Consider the following 22,106-nt stretch of genomic DNA (forward strand, 5'->3'; position numbering starts at 1 on the left):
ATTCTTAGAAAGAAAAAAGGCACGCTATCCAGAGGATTAGCGTGCCTTTCAGGCTACCGGATGAGTCTATTATTGTTCATTTTCATCTGTATAGCGTTTCGCCTTATAGGCCGGGTGCATCAGGTTCTCTACGGAGAAGATGTCATCCAGCTCAGCTTCGGTCAGTAAACCGCGTTCCAGCACGACTTCACGTACGCTCTTGCCGGTTTCAGCACAGATCTTGCCGACAATGTCACCGTTGTGGTGGCCAATGAACGGGTTCAGATAGGTGACGATACCGATAGAGTTAAATACGTAGTACTCGCACACTTCTTTGTTGGCGGTAATACCGTTAATGCATTTTTCCAGCAGGTTATAGCAGGCGTTGGTCAGAATGTGAATCGATTCAAACATCGCCTGGCCAATCACCGGCTCCATCACGTTCAACTGCAGCTGGCCTGCTTCGGCGGCCATGGTAACGCAAGTGTCGTTGCCGATCACCTTAAAGCAAACCTGGTTAACCACTTCTGGGATCACCGGGTTCACTTTGGCTGGCATGATTGAAGAACCGGCCTGCAGTTCAGGCAGGTTGATTTCGTTCAGGCCAGCGCGTGGGCCGGAAGACAGCAGACGCAGGTCGTTACAGATCTTGGACAGTTTGACCGCCAGGCGCTTGTGCGCACTGTGCACCATTACGTAGGCACCACAGTCGGAGGTGGCTTCGATCAGGTCTTCGGCAGGTACCACCGGCAGGCCACTGACTTCCGCCAGTTTTTTAACCGCCAGGTGTTGATAACCTTCCGGGGTATTCAGCGCGGTACCGATCGCCGTTGCGCCCAGGTTCACTTCCAGCAGCAACTCTGCGGTACGGTGCAGGTTACGGGTTTCTTCATTCAGCAACACGCTGAAGGCATGGAATTCCTGGCCCAGGGTCATTGGCACTGCGTCCTGCAACTGGGTACGACCCATTTTCAGGATGCTTTCGAACTCTTTGGCTTTACGGTCAAACCCTTCACGCAGTTGGTTGATAGCATCGATCAGTTTCTGGTTGGAGGCGTAAACCGCGATGCGGAACCCGGTTGGGTAAGCGTCGTTGGTAGACTGACACTTGTTGAGGTGATCGTTAGGGTTCAGGTATTGGTATTCACCCTTCTGGTGGCCCATCAGCTCCAAGCCGATGTTTGCCAGTACTTCGTTGGTGTTCATGTTCAGCGAGGTGCCAGCACCCCCCTGGAACACATCCACCGGGAATTGATCCATGCATTTGCCTTTATCCAGTACTTCATCACATGCCTGGATGATGACGTCGGCAATTTTACGTGGGATGGTTTGCAGCTCTTTGTTTGCCATGGCGGCGGCTTTTTTTACCATCACCATGCCGCGCACAAACTCAGGAACGTCGCTGATTTTACTGTTGCTGATATAGAAGTTTTCAATCGCACGCAGAGTATGAACACCGTAGTAGGCTTCTGCTGGGACTTCACGTGTTCCTAATAGGTCTTCTTCGATACGAATGTTGTTTGACATGAGAACCTTCTCTATGTTGCTGCCGAATATAATTATGTGCAGGATAACAAAATAATGTTGCCGAGCGGGTCAACTGCGGAAGTATTGACCGCAGCTATTGTCGCTGCCCAGATCATATGCTGGTTGGTAATAAATGAATGAACGTAGATCACTATCTGGTGCTTCAGCAAATGACAGCTTTTGATTTCTGTGAAGAGCTTCACGTTTGCAACATAGAGAATAAAAAAGATCGCCCGGTTGAAATGGCGGCCGGAAGCCCCCATTGTAGGAAGGTTGGCCGATTAGCGGCCCCATTTATCACGTATGCGCCATCGGGCGGGTACGCCGACTCTACCTAGAGGAGAGAACCAGGTGCGCTGGTTACCGTTATTGCTGATATTTCTACTGGCTTACATAGAGATATCCTTGTTTATTAAAGTTGCCGCCGTGTTCGGCGTGGCAATGACGCTGCTGCTGGTGGTGTTTACCTCCTGCGTCGGCGTTTCCCTGGTGCGTAATCAGGGCATGAAGACCTTTGTGCAGATGCAACAGAAGCTGGCGGCGGGCGAAAGCCCGGCAGCGGAGATGGTGAAAAGCGTTTCTCTGGTGCTGGCGGGGTTCCTGCTGGTGATACCGGGCTTCTTCACCGATTTCCTTGGCCTGTTGCTGCTGTTACCTCCGGTGCAGAAATCGCTGACGCTGAAGCTGATGCCGCATCTTGCCGTTTATCGCCCAGGCGGTTGGGGCCAGAATGGTGGAGCCGCCAACGGCAATACCTTCGACGGTGAATTCCAGCGCAAGCAAGACGACCGCTACACCTTGGATCATCAACCCGACGAGCACGACAAGCGTGACGATCGCTGATAATTCCCCCAAACGCGGCCAATCGGCCGCGTTTTTGCTGATGGCGTTCACTGCAGGCCATCAAATCGAAAATTTTTTTGCTGCTGCCCCTTGAAGGGGGATGGAACGCCCCCATTTCAAATCCCACGGAGCCGGTATCAATAATCCGGCGGACAACCCTAAATCTGATAGAAACCTTCTTACAGGAGAGCGTTCAATGAGTATTCGTCCATTGCATGACCGCGTTATCGTCAAGCGCAAAGAAGTTGAATCAAAATCTGCTGGCGGCATCGTTCTGACTGGCTCTGCAGCGGGTAAATCTACTCGTGGTGAAGTGGTAGCCGTTGGTAAAGGACGTGTTCTGGAAAGCGGCAACATCCAGCCGCTGGATGTGAAAGTAGGCGACATCGTGATTTTCAACGACGGTTACGGCGTGAAAGCAGAGAAGATCGACAATGAAGAAGTGTTGATCATGTCCGAAAGCGACATTCTGGCAATTGTTGAAGCGTAATAACGCTTTATAAATCTTCTGAACTGAACGAGTTGAAGGGAAATACCAATGGCAGCTAAAGACGTAAAATTCGGCAATGACGCTCGCGTGAAGATGCTCCGCGGTGTGAATGTTCTCGCTGATGCAGTAAAAGTGACTCTGGGCCCGAAAGGCCGCAACGTAGTGCTGGATAAATCCTTCGGCGCTCCTACCATCACCAAAGATGGCGTATCTGTTGCTCGTGAAATCGAACTGGAAGACAAGTTCGAGAACATGGGTGCACAAATGGTGAAAGAAGTTGCCTCTAAAGCGAACGACGCTGCGGGCGACGGTACCACCACTGCAACCGTACTGGCTCAATCCATCATCACCGAAGGCCTGAAAGCTGTGGCTGCCGGCATGAACCCGATGGACCTGAAGCGCGGTATCGACAAAGCGGTTATCGCTGCGGTTGAAGAACTGAAAAAACTTTCTGTACCTTGCTCTGACTCCAAAGCTATCGCTCAGGTTGGCACCATCTCTGCAAACTCCGACGAAACCGTGGGTAAACTGATTGCAGAAGCGATGGAGAAAGTGGGTAAAGAAGGCGTGATCACCGTTGAAGAAGGCACCGGTCTGCAAGACGAGCTGGACGTGGTTGAAGGTATGCAGTTCGATCGCGGCTACCTGTCTCCATACTTCATCAACAAGCCAGAAACCGGTTCTATCGAGCTGGAAAGCCCGTTCATCCTGCTGGCTGACAAGAAAATCTCCAACATCCGTGAAATGCTGCCAGTGCTGGAAGCCGTTGCGAAAGCGGGCAAACCACTGCTGATCATTGCTGAAGATGTTGAAGGCGAAGCATTGGCGACCCTGGTGGTTAACACCATGCGTGGCATCGTGAAAGTGGCTGCAGTTAAAGCACCTGGCTTCGGCGACCGTCGTAAAGCCATGCTGCAAGACATCGCTACCCTGACTGCCGGTACCGTGATCTCTGAAGAGATCGGTCTGGAGCTGGAAAAAGCTACCCTGGAAGATCTGGGTCAGGCAAAACGTATCGTGATCAACAAAGACACCACCATCATCATCGATGGTGTGGGCGACGAAACCACCATTCAGGGTCGCGTTTCCCAGATCCGTCAGCAGATCGAAGAAGCGACCTCTGACTACGATCGTGAAAAACTGCAAGAGCGTGTTGCTAAACTGGCTGGCGGCGTTGCCGTTATCAAAGTTGGCGCCGCAACTGAAGTTGAAATGAAAGAGAAGAAAGCCCGCGTTGAAGATGCCCTGCACGCTACCCGTGCTGCGGTAGAAGAAGGCGTGGTTGCTGGCGGTGGCGTAGCGCTGATCCGTGTAGCAGACAAAATTTCTGGCCTGAAAGGCGATAACGAAGACCAGAACGTGGGTATCAAAGTTGCCCTGCGTGCGATGGAATCTCCACTGCGTCAGATCGTGATCAACGCCGGTGAAGAAGCTTCTGTGATTGCCAACAAGGTGAAAGCAGGCGAAGGCAGCTTCGGCTACAACGCTTACACCGAAGAATACGGCGACATGATCGCGATGGGTATCCTGGATCCAACTAAAGTGACCCGTTCTGCTCTGCAGTACGCGGCCTCTGTAGCTGGCCTGATGATCACCACCGAGTGCATGATCACTGACTTGCCGAAAGAAGACAAGTTAGACATGGGTGGCGCTGGTGGTATGGGCGGCATGGGTGGTATGGGCGGAATGATGTAATTCCCCTCACCTCTGTGAGCTAACCACAAAACCCGGCTTTGGCCGGGTTTTTTTATTCCTTTCTTCTGTGCGGGGGCTGATTGTTGCGCCCATTTTTTCATCGTCAGCCGCTACCGATGCGTCAGTGCTGAATTTGATGATATTTTTGCAGACCGTATCTATTAAGCGTGTAAACTGATAGTTCATCAGCTGTCGCTCAAGACGTTGACCAGGCACCAGTGGCCGGTGGCAACGGATGCTTAAGAGATGGCAACGCTTTCTGATAAGCTTTTGCGTAATTCTCAACATCATATGGGGAACAAGATGCGGATTAAAGCCTTACTGGGTCTATCGGCAGCGGTGCTGCTGGCAGGGTGCAGCAGCACCAATGAACTGACCGCCGCAGGTCAACAGGTCAAATTTACCGACACCAAGCCTGCCGCAGAATGTCAGTTGGTAGGCGAAGTCACCGGCACTCAAAGCAACTGGCTGTCGGGGAGTGGTGGTGAGGGCAGCTCCATGCGTGGCGCGGCCAATGATCTGCGCAACAAGGCAGCGGCAATGGGTGGCAACGTGATTTACGGTGCGACTAGCCCAAGCCAGAACCTGCTTTCAAGTTTTGCGCCGCTGGACAGCAAAATGATCGGCCAGGTGTATAAGTGCCCGTAACGCTGGCATAAGCACCCGTATAAAACAAAAGAGGAATGCCAAGGCATTCCTCTTTTTGCATTCATGTCGGCCACTCAGCTTTGCGTGAGGCGCAGATCCAACGGCGTTTTGCTGGGTTCGCCGCCGACTTCACGGGTCAGGCGTGGTACCAGATAGCCGGAAACCTTGCTCAGCAAACTTTTCACGATCGCACGAGCCTCGTCATCGCTGACCATAAAGTGGGCCGCACCCTGCACCTTATCCAACACGTGGAGGTAATAGGGCAGGATCCCCGCATCAAACAGGGCGTTACTCAGCGTTGCCAGCGTATCCGCATTATCATTGATCCCTCGTAGCAGCACGCTTTGGTTCAGCAGCGTCACTCCGGCGCTACGCAACTGTGCCATACTGGCGCGCAGCGGTGGGTCAATCTCGTTGGCATGATTGATATGGGTAACCATCAGCACCTGCAGGCGCGATGCCGAGAAGCGTTGGCATAGCGTAGCGGTGATGCGGGCGGGGATCACCACTGGCAAGCGGGTATGAATACGCAGGCGTTTGAGGTGTGGGAGGGCCTCCAGTTCCCCGATAAGCCAATCCAGTTCATGGTCTTTGGCCATCAGCGGATCGCCTCCGGAGAAAATAATTTCATCCAGTTCCGGGTGTTGACGGATATACTCCAACGCTTGAAGCCAGTTTGCCTTGTTGCCCTGGTTCTCCTGATAGGGGAAATGACGGCGGAAACAGTAGCGGCAGTTAACCGCACAGCCGCCTTTTACCAACAGCAGGGCACGGTTGCGATACTTGTGCAGCAACCCCGGCACCACGCTGCGCTGTTCATCCAGCGGATCGGTCGTGAAGCCTGGGGCATCGATGAATTCTGCGCTGGCGGTGAGTACCTGGCGCAGCAGTGGGTCATTGGCATCACCAGGTTGCATACGCGCGGCAAAGGCTCGCGGTACGCGTAACGCAAACAGTCGGCGTGCATCGCGCCCCTGTGGCAGTTCCGGGTGCGTATTTAGTGACAAAAGCTGCAGTAATTCATCGGGGTCGGTAATAACATCGGCGAGTTGATGCAACCAATCTTCTCTATGCGCCGTGTTTTGGGTTATAATGTGTGCCATTTTTTTGGCTAAGCTACCAGTTTAAATTTTCAGAGGGCCATCATGGCGACTTATTCTAGCAACGATTTCCGTCCGGGTCTTAAAATCATGTTCGAAGGCGAACCTTACGCTGTCGAATCCAGCGAGTTCGTCAAACCAGGTAAAGGTCAGGCTTTTGCGCGTGTAAAAATGCGCCGTCTGCTGACCGGCACCCGCGTTGAAAAAACCTTTAAGTCTACCGACTCTTGTGAAGGCGCGGACGTGGTAGATACCAACATGAACTACCTGTACAACGACGGTGAGTTCTACCACTTCATGCACCCTGAGACTTTTGAACAGCATCAGGTTGAAGAGAAAACCGTTTCTGACGTGGCTAAGTGGCTGCAGGACAATGCGGAATGTATCGTCACCCTGTGGGATGGCCGTCCTATCGCTGTGCTGCCACCGAACTTTATCGAAGCAGAGATCACTGATACCGATCCAGGCCTGAAAGGCGATACCGCAGGTACCGGCGGCAAGCCAGCAACCCTGAGCACCGGCGCAGTGGTTAAAGTGCCATTGTTCGTGCAGATTGGCGAAGTGATCAAGGTTGACACCCGCTCTGGCGAATATGTCTCCCGCGTTAAATAAGTTTCAACAAAGAGGAACCCCCCGTGGTTCCTCTTTGTTATCCCTTCCCGTCACACGTTGGCAGATCCACATGATGAAGAAAACGCTGTTAGCCGTGGTCTCTTTGTTGTTGTTGATGTCCCTCAGCGGCTGTAATACCTTCCGTGGTTTTGGTGAAGACGTTCAACACCTCGGCGGCGCGATTTCCCGCAGCGCTAGCTGATATCAATTAGCGCCATTAATCGGATGATACAGAAAAGTCCGTTTATTCCTGCAACCCCCCTGATTTTTACTACGCTTAGAGAGCCATACTTTTTCACTAATAACGAATAAGGGTAATCTTATGCTGAAGAAAAGTATTATCGCCATTTTCTCTTTGTTGATCCTGTCATCGCTGGTGGGCTGCAATACCACTGCTGGCGTGGGCAAAGATGTTGAGGCCGGTGGCAAGGCGATCCAGCGTAGCGCACAGTAAATTCCTTTGGGTTCAACGGTATTCCACGGCAGCGCTTGATTTTCCCTTCCGTGGAATACCCATTTAATTCTCTTGTTTGCTATAATCCACGTCTTCAATCAGCCAAGTGGGACGACCCGCCTGCGCTTCTGTTGTCTGGGGACGACCCCACCCGTTCTGGAGCCAGTTCCATGGCATGGATCATTTTACTTTTTGCCGGCCTGTTAGAGGTCGTCTGGGCTATTGGCCTGAAATATACCCACGGTTTTACCCGTTTGACCCCCAGCCTGATTACCGTCGCCGCGATGGTGGTGAGCATGGTGTTGCTGGCGCACGCCATGAAAACGTTGCCTGCGGGCACGGCTTACGCCGTGTGGACCGGAATTGGGGCGGTGGGTGCAGCGGTAATGGGCATGGTGCTGCTCGGTGAGTCGACCAACATCATGCGCATTCTCAGCCTGTGCCTGATCGTGGCCGGGATCCTGGGGCTAAAATTCAGCAGTCAATGAGTGGGCTGCTGATTGACCCAGATTAACGCTTCGGTATCAAAGCCGTAGCCCTTGGCAATTTGCACCAGTCTGTCGCGCGTGGCGGCGTCCAACGTCGGCGTGCGCGACAATATCCACAGATAGTCGCGGTTTGGGCCACAAACCAGCGCATAACGGTACTCCGGATCGAGTTCGATGACGTTATAGCCGCCATAGAAAGGGCCGAAGAATGAGACTTTCAGCGAGGCCGTCTGCGGCGAGCCGATAAAGTACGCCTTGCCTTCGCTCTCCTGCCACTGCTGTTTTTTGCTATCGAAACCCCGGTTAATCACCTTCAGACCGCCGTCTGTGCGCGGGCTATAATTGGCTGTAACCTGCTCCAGGCCTCTTTCAAAGCGATGATCCAGACGCGCGATTTCATACCAGGTACCCAGATAGCGTTTGCTATCGAAGTTATCTACGACCTTGACGTCCTTCGGGGGTGTCACGCTGCAGGCAACGGAAACGAGGGCGGATAATATGACGCAAAGTTTTGACCAAAAACGCATGAGTGACTCCTGTTTACCGGTATCAGATAGACAGTGTAGTCGACAGGGGGGGATAGCGGAATAGGCGGCCAACGGGAGTTGGCCGCCAGAGGTTTTACAGCGTGACGACCCCGATCAGGGTAACGACGCTCAGGATAGCTGCCAAGCCGTAGAATACCCATTTGCCAGCAGGCACGTGGATTTTCAGATCGTGCATGGCATGGTGGATACGGTGAAGCCCGCACCACAATGGCAAAATAATCATCAGCAGCAGGAACAAGCGGCCGATCCAGCTTTGGCAAAACGCCAGGACGCGCTCATAACCTAAAGCTTCGCCGGGGAACAGGCCGAGTGGCAGCAGGATGCCGACCAGCAGCACGATAGCCGGAGCAACGATCGCTCCCCACATACCGCCAGCACCAAATAATCCCCAGAAAACCGGCTCGTCAGAGCGCTTAGGTGATTGATTTATCATGTTTCCTCCGGATTACAGTAACGCTACGGCGAGAATGATCACGGTGACGACGATCGTCACTGCCCACAGCGCCTTAACGATTGGCTCCGGCCCCATTTTCTCGCTGTTGACGACGATATTGGCGGCTTTCGGTGCCAGATCGAACCAGGTTTTGGTATGCAGCGCGGCGGCCAGCAGGGCGATGATGTTAATCAGCAACACCAGCGGGTTTTGCAGGAAGCCGACAAACCCGGCCCAGCTTTCAGGGCCGCCCTTCAGGGCAAAGACGCCGTAGATCAGCACGATGCTGAACCACACCGCCAGCACGGAAGTGCCTTCACGTAGCATGTAGAAACGATAGAAACCCAGTTTTTGCCACCAGGTTGGCGTCATGGTACGCACATAGGGCTTACGTTGTGTTGTCATTGCTGTCTCCCCTCCCTTATTGCGGTTTCAGCATTGCGATCATGAAGTCTTTGGCACTCTCTACCTTGCCCTGCTGGATCGCAGCGGCCGGGTCGACGTGTTTTGGACAGACTTCAGAGCAGTAGCCAACAAACGTACAGGACCAGACACCGTTCTGGCCGTTAAGCAGCGGCATACGCTGTTTCTTGCCGTGGTCGCGGTTATCCAGGTTGTAACGGTGCGCCAGCGTAATCGCCGCCGGGCCGATGAACTCCTGATTCAGGCCGAACTGTGGGCAAGCGGCATAGCACAGGCCACAGTTGATGCAGCCGGAGAACTGGTGATACTTCGCCATTTGCGCCGGGGTCTGCACGTTCGGGCCATCTTCCGGTTTGCGATCGTTGCCGATGATATAAGGCTTAATCGCTTCCAGACTCTCGATAAAGTGGGTCATATCCACCACCAGATCGCGCTCGATCGGGAAGTTGCCCAACGCCTCAACCTTCATGCCATCGGTATATTCACGCAGGAAGGTTTTACAGGCCAGCTTAGGCACGCGGTTGACCATCATGCCGCAAGAGCCACAGATGGCCATACGGCACGACCAGCGGTAGGACAGGTCTGGCGCCAGGTTATCTTTGATATAACCCAGTGCGTCCAGCAGCGAAGTCTGCTCATCGTAAGGCACGCTGAAGGTCTCGAAATGCGGCTCGGCGTCGCGTTCCGGGTTATAGCGCATGACCTCGATTTTCAGGGTTTTCAGCTCAGCCATTCGCCTGCTCCTTATCCTTTCTCTCTTTGTCCTGCGCTTCGGCTGCGGCGCCATAAACACGCTTGGCCGGTGGCAGTTTGGTAATTTTCACGTCGCTGTACTCCAGGCGTGGTACACCGTTCGGGTTATGGAACGCCAGCGTATGTTTCAGGAAGTTCACGTCGTCACGCTCGGTGCAACCTTCGTCGAGACGCTGGTGTGCGCCGCGCGATTCTTTACGGTTGAAGGCCGAGTGCGCCATACATTCGGCAACGTCCAGGCCATAGCCCAGCTCGATGGTGTACAGCAGATCGGTGTTGAACACGCTGGAGTTGTCGGTAATTTTGACGCGCTTGAAGCGCTCTTTCAGCTCCGCCAGCTTATCGATGGTTTTCTGCATCAGCTCCGGCGTACGGTAGATACCACAGCCTTCTTCCATCGACAGACCCATTTCATCGCGGATCTTCGACCAGTTCTCGCTACCTTCCTGCTTCATCAGGTTGCTGAGGCGGGTTTCCACGTCGCGGCCTTGTGCTTCCAAAGCGCTGCCGTTGGCCGGGCCACTTTCCAGCGCGCGGCGGGCTGCGTGTTCACCTGCCACACGCCCAAACACCACCAGCTCAGCCAGCGAGTTGGAACCCAGGCGGTTCGCGCCGTGCAGGCCAACCGAGGAACATTCGCCGACGGCGAACAGGCCTTTGATGCGGGTTTCACAGTTCTGATCGGTTTCGATACCGCCCATGGTGTAGTGCGCGGTTGGGCGGACCGGGATTGGATCTTTAACGGGATCGACCCCCACGTAAGCTTTCGACAGTTCACAGATGAACGGCAGACGCTCCAGTAGTTTCTTCTCGCCCAGGTGGCGCAGATCCAGATAGACCACGTCGCCGCGTGGGGTGGCGATGGTGCGGCCAGCACGCCATTCATGCCAGAAAGCCTGCGACACTTTGTCACGTGGGCCCAGTTCCATATATTTGTTTCTTGGCTCGCCCAGCGGGGTTTCCGGGCCCATGCCGTAGTCTTGCAGATAACGGTAGCCGTCTTTGTTAACCAGAATACCGCCTTCACCGCGGCAGCCTTCGGTCATCAGGATGCCTGAGCCTGGCAGGCCGGTTGGGTGATATTGCACGAACTCCATGTCGCGCAGTGGCACGCCGTGGTGGAACGCCATCCCCATACCGTCACCGGTGACGATGCCGCCGTTGGTGTTATAGCGATAAACACGGCCTGCACCGCCGGTGGCCATGATGACCGCGTTGGCACGGATCTGCACGCGGGTGCCTTCCATCATGTTCATGGCAACCACGCCGCGCGCCTGGCCATCATCTACCAGTACGTCCAGCACGAAGTGCTCATCGAACCGTTGGATTTGCGGGTACTTCAGCGAAGTCTGGAACAAGGTGTGCAGCATGTGGAAGCCGGTTTTATCGGCGGCAAACCAGGTACGTTCAATCTTCATGCCGCCAAAGCGGCGCACGTTGATCGAACCGTCTGGCTTACGGCTCCATGGGCAGCCCCATTGCTCCAGCTGAGCCATTTCACGTGGGCAGCTGTGAACAAAGTGATCGACCACATCCTGCTCACACAGCCAGTCGCCACCGGCTACGGTGTCCTGGAAGTGATAGTCGTAGCTGTCGTGATCCTGAGTGACTGCGGCGGAGCCCCCCTCGGCGGCTACCGTGTGGCTACGCATCGGATAGACTTTAGATATCAGCGCGATTTTCAGTTGGGGATTGGCTTCCGCGGCGGCTATAGCGGCCCGTAAACCAGCTCCCCCGGCACCAATGATGGCTAGGTCGGCGTTAAAGGTTTGCACTGCACTCCTCCAATGTTCTCGTTAAAACGACAATTTAATTAATCTATGCTTAATATTTATAAAGGTGCTTCGGGTGCTAAGCTAAATTCAGTGACTTTTTAAACTAAACACTAAGGATAGATAACTGCTACCGAATATAGGGTTATCACTATACCTAAAGTTAAGTAGTAGAAATTTGATGTGATCGATTGTTTTGCCTTTTAACCGTTACGCAAGAGGCATTCCTGCAAAAATAAGGTGTTGCCTCGCCTTTGTCTTTGATTAGCGTGATTGTCGGTGGTTTATATGGCTTATATGTTTTTTATGATTTTAATGTAGACCAGCGCACACAATAGCCAAGAATTTGTTTGCATGAGAGGATGCGAGTAGACTGCACCCCCTGTTTGATTTCGGAGTAATTACCATGAGCGAAACGGCAAGCTGGCAGCCAAGTGCACCCATCGCCAATTTGTTGAAACGCGCAGCGATACTGGCTGAGATCCGGCGTTTCTTTGCCGATCGTGGCGTATTGGAGGTTGAGACCCCGGCGATGAGCCAGGCGACAGTCACCGACATCCACCTGGTCCCGTTCCAGACGCGCTTCGTCGGCCCAGGCGCGGCAGATGGCCTGACGCTGTACATGATGACCAGCCCGGAATACCACATGAAGCGTCTGCTGGCGGCAGGGAGTGGCCCGATCTATCAGCTGGGACGCAGCTTCCGTAATGAAGAAGCGGGGCGGCATCACAACCCTGAATTCACCATGCTGGAATGGTATCGCCCGCACTATGATATGTATCGCCTGATGAACGAGGTGGACGATCTGCTGCAACAGGTACTGGACTGCGACAGTGCCGAAACCCTGTCCTATCAGCAGGCGTTTCTGCGCCATCTGGATCTCGATCCGCTGTCGGCGGAGAAGGCGCAGCTGCGCGAGGCTGCGGCCAAGCTCGATCTGAGCAACATTGCCGATACGGAAGAAGATCGCGATACCTTGCTGCAACTGCTGTTTACCGTGGGTGTCGAACCCCATATCGGCCGTGATAAACCGGCATTCGTTTACCACTTCCCGGCATCACAGGCCTCGTTGGCAGAGATCAGCACCGAAGATCACCGTGTCGCAGAGCGGTTTGAGGTTTATTTCAAAGGCCTTGAGTTGGCGAATGGTTTTCGCGAGTTGACCGACGGCGATGAGCAGCGCCAGCGCTTTACCCAGGACAATCGCAAACGCGTGGCGCGTGGCTTGCCGGAGCACCCGATTGATAACAACCTGCTGGATGCTTTGAAGCATGGCATGCCGGAGTGTGCTGGCGTGGCATTGGGCGTCGATCGTTTGGTGATGCTGGCGTTGGGAGCCGAAAGCCTGAGCGAAGTGATCGCGTTTCCGGTCAGCCGGGCATAACGTTTTCGCCTCCATGAAAAAGGGTTCGGCTTGCCGAACCCTTTTTGCTTTTATAGCCCGCCTGACTCGCGGCGTGTATTGCGCGGTGGGGTTGAAGGCGGCGTGCGGCCATTACTGGTCATGCGCGACAGCGTCTCGGTGCGAACCTGGAACGGTGGGTATGGCAGCGTGATGCCGTGTTCACGGTAACCCGCCAGGATCAACTGGTGGATCTCATGGCGTAACGGCATGCGGTGGCCCATTTCGGCAGCATAGATACGCAGTTCGAAGATCTGAATACCCTGTTGCAGATCGACCAGATAGGCTTCCGGTGTGGGGTTATCCAGCACCAGTGAGCAACGTTCGGCCGAGTCGATCAGGATCTTGGTCACTTCTTCCGTATTCGCCTCTGCCGGTGCCGGGACGGTCAGCACCACACGGGTCAGCGTGTCCGACAGCGACCAGTTGATAAACTGTTCGGTGATAAAGGCCTTGTTAGGCACGATAATCTCTTTGCGATCCCAGTCTGAAATGGTAGTGGCACGAGTATTGATCTTGGTGACGGTGCCCGTCAGGTTACGGATCGTCACCGTATCGCCGATGCGGATCGGTTTTTCAAACAGAATGATCAGGCCTGAAATAAAGTTGGAGAAGATCTCCTGCATACCAAAGCCCAAGCCCACGCTGAGCGCGGTGACCACCCATTGCAGTTTCGACCACTCGATACCGATCCAGGAAAAGCTGAGGATCGCCCCGAACAGCAGTAACAGGTATTTGGTGATGGTGGTAATGGCGTAGCCGGTGCCGGGCGTCAGATCCAGGTGCTGCAACACCGCCAACTCGAGCAACGCTGGCAGGTTACGCACTAGCTGCATGGTGACGATCAGTACCAGAATGGCGATCAGCAGTGCCCCCAAGGTGATTGGCTGAGCGATATCAATGCCATTCACCGTGGAGTTGACATCCCAGAGCTTGATATTTTCCAGGAAGCCGAAGGCCGAGTGGATCTCTGACCACAGGACGATCACCGAGACCAGTGCCACCATCGTCAGGATCGAACGCACCAACCTCAGCGACTGGGCGCTGATGGCATCCAGATCGATTTCCGTCTCATCCACCTCAATCGCACCTTCGATGCTGTTCGGGGTATGTGAGGATTCTTCTTCGCCTTTGGCACGTTGCGCCAGGATATCGGCACGGCGCTGTTTGGCACGGTCAAAGGCGATGCGGCGGCGTTGGATCAGCATCCAGCGGCGGATAATGTGGTAAATCACCAACAGCAGGAACCAGATGGCAACCGAGGTCTCCAGGCGTGCCAGCAGTTTCTGTGCGGTGGTCAGATAGCCGACGGCGGAAGCCAGCGCAGCAATCAGCGGTGCAGAAAGCAACAGCCCCCACAACGCGGTGTTGATCAGGTTTTCGCCGGAGCCTTTGTTATCCAGATACAGTGGAATACCGGCCCGCTTCAAGCTGTTGGTGACCAGCGCCAGCGCCAGACAGAGCAGAATGAAGCACAGGCGGCCAAGGGTATTGGCGAATTCGCGATCGTTGAGATTGTCGAAGGTGATCAGCGCCATAATCAACGGCACGATCAGCCAGATCGACATCTGGTAATAACGCATGGCGCGGGAAACCTGTTTCACCGGCCAGCGAAAATGCACGATGAACAACCCTTGCGGATGGGCGAAGGCGGCGCTGATCATACAGATCCACAGCACTGGCAGCGTGGCGGTGACGCCCTCACCGATGGCGACAGCAACCGGATACGGCCAGGCATTTTGCAAGCCGAAGCCCAGCGCTGCCCACAATACCGGCAGCGGTAAGGCCACCAGGATCGACCAAAATACGGTACGCAACGTCAGCAGGAATTCATCTTGCGTGACCTTGCCTACTCTGCTGCTGGCCCGTGCCAGAAACGCATGGTAATGCTTACGCGAACTGATGCTGAAAATCACCAACAGCACCGCGCCAAACAGCGGGATCAAGGTTTCCCGGCTAGTGACCATCATCACGAAGGCGCCACTGAGCTGCGTCAGGGTATCCAGTGACAATACACGGGTCAGATCCTGTGCCACATTGAGCGGATACGACAGGGTGATAGGGCTGATGTCTGGCACCCAGAACAGGTAACGGTGCGCTGCATCCTGAATTTCGTTCAGCGCATCAACCAACTGGGTGTTGGCCACCTTCAGCTTGGTCAGCTCAAGGATCTGGGTATCGCAGCCGGACAGCAGCGAATTCAACAGATCACGCTGGGTGCGTAGCTGGGCATCGACGATACGCTGCTGGGCGCTGGTCAGCGGGCTACCGTCATCTTGTTTAAACTCTTTGGCTCGCTGTGGCAGGCTTTCCAGTTGGTTTTCAAAATTCAGGCGTTGAACGCGCAAATCGGCCATGGCGCTGTCCAACTGCCGGGGTTTTGGCATTTCTGGCAAGATGGCGACCTGGGCGCGCAGGGTTTCCCCCAGCGCAGTAGAGGCGCTCAACCATTGGGACTGCTCAATGATGGTGCTCAACGCCTGGCGTACCTGCAGCGTTTGTGCGGCGGCCTGGCGCTGTTGGGAAGAGATCAGATCCATCTGTTGCGCCTGATCGTTCAGCGCAGCAGAAAGTTCACGGTTGATTTGCAACTGCTTGCGCAGGCTGGCGGGTAAATCGCCATTCTGCTCGGCCAATTGCTCGGTTTTTTCCAGCGCCCGTTCCGCTTCTCGCTGGCGTTGGCTGTTGAGGTTGTTACGTAGCGCCTGTAACTGGACATCAATTTTTTCATGCCGCGTTTTGTAGACATCGGCACGCATCCGCGCCAGTTCCTGGCGGTTATTGGCCGAGAGTTGAGCCAGGTCCAGCTCATCCACTTTCGCTTTACGTGCCGCTGCCTCTGCCTGTAACAGGGCAAGCTGCGCCAGTGCCAATGGCGTGGTTTGGTTATTGCCTTGAGCCTGTAGGCGGCGCTGAACTTCCGTTAACGCTCGCCGGGCTTCGGTTTGTTGCTGTGGCAGTTGGCTGAGAGAGTCGCCGATCTCGCGTGTCCGGTCCTGCTCCTGTTGCAACAGGCGGGCCTGTTCCAGCAGTTGACTGCTGGTTTGCAGAATTAACTGTTCCAGATCGCTGGCGGGCAGGTTTTCGCCGTTGGGCAGGATTTTGGTTTCTTCGAGGGTGAGCTGGCGGCGCAGCTCCTGCGTCATCTTCGGGAAATCGTCAATAACCCGCTGATACTGCTGTGAATTTTCCTGCGACTCTTTGCGTTCGGTGAGCCAGTTGATGGCGCTTTGCAGCGCCTCAACCACTTCCGCCTGATTAGGCGCGTTTTTATTGCCCTCGGCCAGCTTCAGTTCTTGCCGTAACTGGGATTCGTTGGGGATCGCGGCGGCGAGAACCGGCTGGATCAGTAGCAGGCTGAGCAATAAAGCGATAATCAGGCGCACAGCATTAATTCCCTTCGAAGGTGGCGTCTGGTGCAGCTGTGGCTTCAGCAAAAGCCTGGCCCATCCGGGTTACGGTGCCGTTGTTCAGGTGCGGAGCGAACTGCACGCTGCCAGGTGTGAACAGGTTGATGACCGTGGAACCGAGTTTGAAGCGGCCCATCTCTTCACCTTTAACCAGTTGGATCGCGCCTTCCATGCCTTCGGCTGGATAGGTCCAGCGGCGGATGATGCCTTCGCGGGGTGGCGTGACGGTACCGGCCCAGACGGTTTCGATGCTGCCCACAATAGTCGCCCCGACCAGGATCTGCACCATCGGCCCAAAGGCGGTATCGAATACGCAGATCACGCGCTCATTGCGCGCAAACAGATTCGGCACGTTGGCGGCGGTCAGCGGGTTAACCGAGAACAAATCGCCCGGCACGTAGATCATTTCGCGCAGTACGCCGTCACATGGCATATGGACACGGTGATAGTCGCTTGGCGCCAGATAGGTGGTGGCGAACAGGCCGTTACGGAAAGGCTCCGCTAACAGGTAGTTGCCAGCCAACAGGGCTTCCAGCGTGTAATTATGGCCTTTGGCCTGGAAAATTTGATCGTCGCGGATCGCCCCGAGCTGGCTGATGGCACCATCTGCTGGCAGTGTCAGCACGTGAGGCTCCGCTACGATCGGGCGTGCGCCATCACGTAATGGGCGAACGAAGAATTCATTGAACGTGGCATAGGAGGCTAAATCCGGGTTCTGTGCTTCCTGCATCTGTACGCGGTAATAGCGGGCAAACGCTTTTACCACCAGCTTCGTCAGCCAACCGGCTTTTTTATCTGCGCCCCAGCCCGCCAGGCGGGTTAACGCCAGCTTTGGCAGCCAATACTGTAATTTAATCTTGATGCTATCCAGCACATTAACCTCTTGAAAGGGGGTATAAGGGCGGGGATGGCGATTAGCGCAACCCCCGCACTGTGGATCAGTTATCTGCGTCCGAGAAGTTTTTGCGGGTTTTAACCTGCGCCATGCTTTCCAGGATGCGGTGATAGTTGTCGAAACGCTCTTTGGCTATGGCACCACTTTCCATCGCGGCGCGAATGGCGCAGCCCGGATCGGTATCGTGGCGGCAGTCGCGGAATTTACAACCGCCTAAATAGTCGCGGAATTCGACATAGGCCTGGGTGACCTGCTCTGGCTCCAGATGCCACAGACCAAATTCACGCACGCCAGGGGAGTCGATAACATCACCGCCATGTTGGAAGTGATACAACCGCGCCGCCGTGGTGGTATGTTGCCCCAGGCCGGAGACGTCGGAAACCTGATTTACCAGAATTTGCTTTTCCGTCTGCGGCAGCAGAGCGTTCAACAGGCTGGATTTGCCCACGCCGGACTGCCCGGCAAAGATGCTGATACGGTCGACCAGTGCCTGTTCAAAGGCTTCCATCCCTTCGCGGGTCTGGCTGGACACTTCGAGAACGCGATAGCCAATATGGCGATAGATGTCCATCATTCCGTCGACCACCTTACGCGCTTCGGCGTCCAGCAGGTCGATCTTGTTGAGCACGATCAGCGGCTCGACTTGCAGCGTTTCGCAGGCGACCAGGTAGCGATCGATCATGTTGAGTGAAAGTTCGGGCAAAATGGCCGACACGATGACGATCTGATCGATATTGGCGGCGATGGGTTTAACGCCGTCGTAGAAATCAGGGCGGTTCAGCACCGAGGTTCGTTCATGCACCGCTTCTACGATGCCTTTGACCCCCGCATGAGTGCCTACGCCAGGGCGCCAGACCACGCGATCGCCGGTAACCAGCGAACGTAGGGTGCGGCGAATGTTGCAGCGATGCTGGACGCCGTCTGCGGCTTCCACGTCTGCATGCATGCCAAAGCGGCTGATGACGATCCCGTCCTGCGGTTCGCCCAATTGGGAATCATCCAGCTCCGGCTTGTTGTCAGTACGCTTCAGGCGACGCTGATGGTTGGCCTGTACGCGGCGTTCTTGACCTTTGGACAGTTTGTTCTTACTCACTGAGCCTCACTTGAATCGGCATTTATCGCTCGGGGCGAGCAAAAAGGCTATGATACACGCTATTTTATATTAAATAACCGTTCTTGGCCGCCACGCACGCTGGCATTAGCCGCGGGCTTGCCCGTGGTTTGTTTATCTTTCGGCTTTATACGCAGGAAAAATCATGACAGGAAACGAAAACAACCTGATTTGGATCGATCTGGAGATGACCGGGTTGGACCCTGAACGCGATCGTATTATCGAGATCGCGACGTTGGTGACCGATGCCAATTTGAATATCCTTGCCGAAGGACCGGTGATCGCAGTGCATCAATCAGATGAGCAACTGGCGCTGATGGATGACTGGAATGTGCGCACGCATACTGGCAGTGGGCTGGTGGAGCGTGTGAAAGCCAGCCAGCATGACGATCGTGCCGCCGAACTGGCCACTATTGCTTTCCTGCAAGCGTGGGTGCCAGCAGGTAAATCACCAATCTGTGGCAACAGCGTTGGCCAGGATCGCCGTTTCCTGTTCCGCTATATGCCGCTGCTGGAAGCCTACTTCCACTATCGCTATCTGGATGTCAGCACTTTGAAAGAGCTGGCGCGCCGCTGGAAACCGGAGATCCTGCCAGGTTTCAAGAAGCAGGGCACCCATCAGGCGTTGGATGATATCCGCGAATCCGTTGCGGAACTGGCGTACTACCGCGAGCATTTTATTCAGCTGTAGTCGGCATCAATTTCATAAAAGGGGGCGGAGGATTAATCCACGCCCCCTTTTCTATTGCGTGGATCTAGGGTTTGGCTTTAGGGACGAAGGGGGGTTTGGCAAACCAGACCAGCACGATGGCTAGCAGAAACACGCCAGCCAGCGCATAAGAAATATCATTGAAGGCGATCTGTGCGGCCTGTTCGGAGACCAGGTTATTCAGCCGTTCATAGCCTGACTGCGCCTGGCCCAGCCCTAAAGTTGTGACCGCCTGACGAGTCTCTTGATCGTAAACGGTCAGGGATTCGCCTAATTGGGCGTGATGGGAAACCGCACGGCGATCCCACATCAAGGTCGTAATGGAGACCGCCAGGCTGGCCCCTAACGTACGCATAAAGGTGGCAAGCCCTGAGCCAGCCGCGATCTCGTTCGGTTTGAGGTCGGAGAGCAAGATGGCGTTGATCGGCATGATAAACAGTGCCAGCCCTAACCCCTGCAACAGTTGGATCAGTGCGATATGCTGGAAATCAATCTCAATGACAAAGCCTGAACGTAGGAAAGAGGCTGTGGCCAGCAGTAAGAAAGCCCCGCACACCAGCCAGCGCATGTTGAAACGCGACGCATATTTGCCCATAAAGGGCATCAGCAGCAGCGGCAAAATCCCCATGGGGGCTACGGCCAACCCTGCCCAGATAGGGGGGTAGCCCAAGGTTCGCTGTAGCCAAAGTGGCATGATGACGTTAGTGGCGTAAAAAGCGGAATAGGCACCGATCAGTGCAAGCGTACCCACCCGGAAATTGCGATGACGGAATAGCTGCAGATTGACGATCGGCTGTGAGTCGGTCAGTTCCCAGATAACAAAAAACAGCAAGCTGACTACGGCGACGATAGCCAGCACGACGATCTGGGATGAATTGAACCAATCCTCTTCGTTGCCTTTATCCAGCAAGATCTGCAGTGCGCCCACCCCCAGGATCAACGCGACTAGCCCAACGCGATCCACCTTGGCACGCATGGTGCTCTCGGGGCGGCCATGCATTTGGCTGGCAACCAGAGTACAGGCAAAAATGCCGACCGGAATATTGATCAGGAAGGTCCAGCGCCATGAATAAAAATCGGTGATCCACCCACCGAGCAAGGGGCCCGCAACCGGAGCGACTACGGTGACCATGGCGATCATGGACAGGGCATAACCTCGTTTTTCTGGCGGGTAAATCGACAACATCAGCGCTTGGGTTGTCGGGATCAGTGGCCCCGCCACGGCCCCTTGAAACACGCGGCAGAGAATTAACATTTCCATATTGATGGCCATTCCGCACGCTAATGAGGCGGCAGTGAACAATCCCATTGACCAGAGAAACAGCCGCAACTGGCCAATGCGACGCACCAGAAAACCCGTGAGTGGCAAGGCAATCGCGTTGCTGGCGGCAAAACTGGTAATCACCCAGGCGCTTTGGCTACTGCTGGCTCCCAGATTACCGGCGATGGTCGGCAAGGAGACATTGGCGATAGTGCCATCAAGCACATACATAAAGACCGCCAAAGCCAGGCCAAAGGTGGTCCAGTTGACGCTGGGGGGACGGAAACCCTGGGCGGGGGTCGTGGAGCTCATAAATGCCCCCCATTAGCCTTAACGATCCGTTCGATCAAGGCGTCTGACTGACTCAGTTGATCGCGGTAGACATCGGTCGCCAACAAGGGCTCTGGCGATCGTTGGGCTAATAACGCACCGTTACGATCATGCAGATCCACATTGACCTGCATGGACAACCCAATGCGTAGCGGATGGCTAATGAGCTGCTCGGGCTGAGTTAGGGAGATCCGTACCGGTACACGCTGAACGATTTTGATCCAGTTCCCCGTGGCATTCTGTGCTGGCAGCAGCGCGAATGCGGCACCGGTGCCAATACCCAAATTCTGTACCTGGCCGTTATAGCGTATGGTTTTGCCATAGACATCGGCATAGATCTCTACCGGTTGTTCGATGCGAATATCACGCAGTTGAGCCTCAGTGAAATTAGCCTCGATCCAGACTTTATCCAGTGGCACGACGGCCATCAGCGCTTCGCCTGGCTGTACTCTCTGGCCCAACTGCACCTTACGTTTGGCGACATACCCCGTGACTGGGGCGACGATGGTGGTGCGTGAGCGATCGAGGAAAGCGATACGCAATGCCGCTATTGCTGCCAGCACTTCGGGGTGTGAAGTCAGGCTGGTGTTATCAACTAATGAGAGATTTTGCTGGTACTGTTGCTCGATAGCGTCGAGCGCGCTCTGTGCTTCCAGAAAGGCGTTGTTGGCATGGGCTAATTCCTCTTTAGATATGGCACCAGAAAGGGTAAGGGCACGGCGTCGTTGGTAATCGGCGCGAGCTTTGTCCCGCGTGGCTTGGCGGACAGCGATTTCGGCCTTGGCACCGGTGACCGCGCTATACAAACCACGTACTTTTCGCACCACGTTAGCCAGGTGGGCCTCGGCATTGTCCAGTGCCAGTTGGCTGTCACCAGGATCAAGCTTAATCAGCGTATCGCCAGCGAACACCAATTCGCCATCATCGACGTTGATGGAGACCACGGTGCCATGAAACTGTGGCGTGATCTGTACGACATCCCCCTGAACATAGGCGTTATCGGTGCTGGCATACCAGCGACCATACGCACCATACCATCCTCCCCAGAGGATAGCGGTAAGCAGACAGGCTGCCCCCAGTAAATACAGTAGCCAAGGGCGTTTACTGCTCGCAGGGGTGGGGGGAGTGGTCTTAACATCGTTCATTAGGGGGCCTCTGGTTGGTCAAAGAGCGGAGAAAGTATGAATAATGGACAACTGTCGAAAAGTTGGATAACGTTATTT

The 22,106-nt window shown here is 54.8% G+C and carries 22 protein-coding genes; 10 read left to right on the forward strand and 12 right to left on the reverse strand.

Annotation, left to right across the window (positions count from 1 at the left end; genetic code table 11):
- Positions 1-69: 69 nt before the first annotated feature.
- Positions 70-1,506 carry an aspartate ammonia-lyase gene (gene aspA, locus JHD74_RS12355; RefSeq protein WP_024530206.1) on the reverse strand — a complete coding sequence of 479 codons (1,437 nt, stop codon included), beginning with the start codon at positions 1,504-1,506 and terminating at the stop codon, positions 70-72.
- Positions 1,507-1,857: 351 nt separating this feature from the next.
- Between aspA and JHD74_RS12360 the strand changes: the two genes are divergently transcribed.
- The 4 genes from JHD74_RS12360 to JHD74_RS12375 all read left to right on the forward strand — a co-directional run bounded on the left by JHD74_RS12360 (position 1,858) and on the right by JHD74_RS12375 (position 5,182).
- On the forward strand, positions 1,858-2,349 hold the full coding sequence (locus tag JHD74_RS12360; protein ID WP_074032280.1) for an FxsA family protein: 492 nt from the start codon (positions 1,858-1,860) through the stop codon (positions 2,347-2,349).
- Positions 2,350-2,545: 196 nt separating this feature from the next.
- On the forward strand, positions 2,546-2,839 hold the full coding sequence (locus tag JHD74_RS12365) for a co-chaperone GroES (RefSeq protein WP_004952634.1): 294 nt from the start codon (positions 2,546-2,548) through the stop codon (positions 2,837-2,839).
- A gap of 48 nt (positions 2,840-2,887) precedes the next feature.
- On the forward strand, positions 2,888-4,534 hold the full coding sequence (groL, locus tag JHD74_RS12370) for a chaperonin GroEL (RefSeq protein WP_024484769.1): 1,647 nt from the start codon (positions 2,888-2,890) through the stop codon (positions 4,532-4,534).
- Between the two features lie 303 nt (positions 4,535-4,837).
- Entirely contained in the window at positions 4,838-5,182 is a 345-nt protein-coding gene (locus JHD74_RS12375; protein ID WP_039996283.1) for a DUF4156 domain-containing protein, read from the forward strand.
- Positions 5,183-5,256: 74 nt separating this feature from the next.
- Here the strand turns inward: JHD74_RS12375 and epmB are convergent, their stop codons facing one another.
- Positions 5,257-6,285 (reverse strand): EF-P beta-lysylation protein EpmB, encoded by a 1,029-nt coding sequence (gene epmB, locus JHD74_RS12380; RefSeq protein WP_199062797.1) that lies wholly within the window; start codon positions 6,283-6,285, stop codon positions 5,257-5,259.
- 42 nt (positions 6,286-6,327) lie between these two features.
- On the opposite strand from epmB, the gene efp reads away from it, so the two are divergent.
- From efp to sugE, 4 genes are all read left to right on the forward strand, one after another.
- Positions 6,328-6,894, forward strand: coding sequence for an elongation factor P (efp, locus tag JHD74_RS12385; protein WP_024484772.1), 567 nt, complete (start codon positions 6,328-6,330; stop codon positions 6,892-6,894).
- A 70-nt stretch (positions 6,895-6,964) separates the two neighbouring features.
- Positions 6,965-7,096, forward strand: a complete 132-nt coding sequence (locus JHD74_RS12390; protein WP_021807578.1) for an entericidin A/B family lipoprotein — start codon at positions 6,965-6,967, stop codon at positions 7,094-7,096.
- Positions 7,097-7,216: 120 nt separating this feature from the next.
- Positions 7,217-7,348: an entericidin A/B family lipoprotein gene (locus JHD74_RS12395; protein ID WP_024530202.1), complete on the forward strand. Its 132-nt coding sequence runs from the start codon at positions 7,217-7,219 to the stop codon at positions 7,346-7,348.
- A 170-nt stretch (positions 7,349-7,518) separates the two neighbouring features.
- On the forward strand, positions 7,519-7,836 hold the full coding sequence (gene sugE, locus JHD74_RS12400) for a quaternary ammonium compound efflux SMR transporter SugE (RefSeq protein WP_021182101.1): 318 nt from the start codon (positions 7,519-7,521) through the stop codon (positions 7,834-7,836).
- On the opposite strand, the gene blc is transcribed toward sugE, so the two are convergent.
- The 5 genes from blc to frdA all read right to left on the reverse strand — a co-directional run bounded on the left by blc (position 7,830) and on the right by frdA (position 11,768).
- Positions 7,830-8,363 (reverse strand): outer membrane lipoprotein Blc, encoded by a 534-nt coding sequence (gene blc / locus JHD74_RS12405; protein ID WP_074032281.1) that lies wholly within the window; start codon positions 8,361-8,363, stop codon positions 7,830-7,832. The genes sugE and blc overlap by 7 nt on opposite strands.
- Before the next feature lie 94 nt (positions 8,364-8,457).
- Positions 8,458-8,817, reverse strand: coding sequence for a fumarate reductase subunit FrdD (frdD, locus tag JHD74_RS12410; protein WP_021182103.1), 360 nt, complete (start codon positions 8,815-8,817; stop codon positions 8,458-8,460).
- A 12-nt stretch (positions 8,818-8,829) separates the two neighbouring features.
- Positions 8,830-9,222: a fumarate reductase subunit FrdC gene (gene frdC, locus JHD74_RS12415; RefSeq protein WP_021182104.1), complete on the reverse strand. Its 393-nt coding sequence runs from the start codon at positions 9,220-9,222 to the stop codon at positions 8,830-8,832.
- 16 nt (positions 9,223-9,238) lie between these two features.
- Entirely contained in the window at positions 9,239-9,973 is a 735-nt protein-coding gene (locus JHD74_RS12420) for a succinate dehydrogenase/fumarate reductase iron-sulfur subunit (protein WP_024484774.1), read from the reverse strand.
- Positions 9,966-11,768, reverse strand: coding sequence for a fumarate reductase (quinol) flavoprotein subunit (frdA, locus tag JHD74_RS12425; protein ID WP_024530199.1), 1,803 nt, complete (start codon positions 11,766-11,768; stop codon positions 9,966-9,968). Before frdA ends, JHD74_RS12420 begins: the two co-directional genes overlap by 8 nt.
- A 403-nt stretch (positions 11,769-12,171) precedes the next feature.
- Between frdA and epmA the strand changes: the two genes are divergently transcribed.
- Positions 12,172-13,149: an elongation factor P--(R)-beta-lysine ligase gene (gene epmA / locus JHD74_RS12430; protein ID WP_021807574.1), complete on the forward strand. Its 978-nt coding sequence runs from the start codon at positions 12,172-12,174 to the stop codon at positions 13,147-13,149.
- A gap of 50 nt (positions 13,150-13,199) precedes the next feature.
- Here the strand turns inward: epmA and mscM are convergent, their stop codons facing one another.
- The 3 genes from mscM to rsgA all read right to left on the reverse strand — a co-directional run bounded on the left by mscM (position 13,200) and on the right by rsgA (position 18,565).
- Positions 13,200-16,553, reverse strand: coding sequence for a miniconductance mechanosensitive channel MscM (gene mscM / locus JHD74_RS12435; RefSeq protein ID WP_199062798.1), 3,354 nt, complete (start codon positions 16,551-16,553; stop codon positions 13,200-13,202).
- Positions 16,554-16,557: 4 nt separating this feature from the next.
- Positions 16,558-17,451 carry an archaetidylserine decarboxylase gene (asd, locus tag JHD74_RS12440; RefSeq protein ID WP_199062799.1) on the reverse strand — a complete coding sequence of 298 codons (894 nt, stop codon included), beginning with the start codon at positions 17,449-17,451 and terminating at the stop codon, positions 16,558-16,560.
- A 64-nt stretch (positions 17,452-17,515) separates the two neighbouring features.
- Positions 17,516-18,565, reverse strand: coding sequence for a small ribosomal subunit biogenesis GTPase RsgA (gene rsgA, locus JHD74_RS12445; RefSeq protein ID WP_024530196.1), 1,050 nt, complete (start codon positions 18,563-18,565; stop codon positions 17,516-17,518).
- A gap of 163 nt (positions 18,566-18,728) precedes the next feature.
- Here rsgA and orn point away from each other — a divergent pair, with 163 nt between their 5' ends.
- Positions 18,729-19,274 (forward strand): oligoribonuclease, encoded by a 546-nt coding sequence (gene orn / locus JHD74_RS12450; RefSeq protein ID WP_024530195.1) that lies wholly within the window; start codon positions 18,729-18,731, stop codon positions 19,272-19,274.
- A gap of 64 nt (positions 19,275-19,338) precedes the next feature.
- Here orn and JHD74_RS12455 read toward each other — a convergent pair whose 3' ends face one another.
- Positions 19,339-20,865, reverse strand: a complete 1,527-nt coding sequence (locus tag JHD74_RS12455; RefSeq protein WP_024530194.1) for a DHA2 family efflux MFS transporter permease subunit — start codon at positions 20,863-20,865, stop codon at positions 19,339-19,341.
- Positions 20,862-22,028: an efflux RND transporter periplasmic adaptor subunit gene (locus JHD74_RS12460; RefSeq protein ID WP_199062800.1), complete on the reverse strand. Its 1,167-nt coding sequence runs from the start codon at positions 22,026-22,028 to the stop codon at positions 20,862-20,864. The genes JHD74_RS12455 and JHD74_RS12460 overlap by 4 nt, the downstream gene beginning before the upstream one ends.
- Positions 22,029-22,106: the final 78 nt, after the last annotated feature.

Origin of the sequence: Serratia sp. ASV30 (assembly GCF_016428815.1) — a bacterium.
GTDB classification, from domain to species: Bacteria; Pseudomonadota; Gammaproteobacteria; order Enterobacterales; family Enterobacteriaceae; genus Chania; species Chania fonticola_C.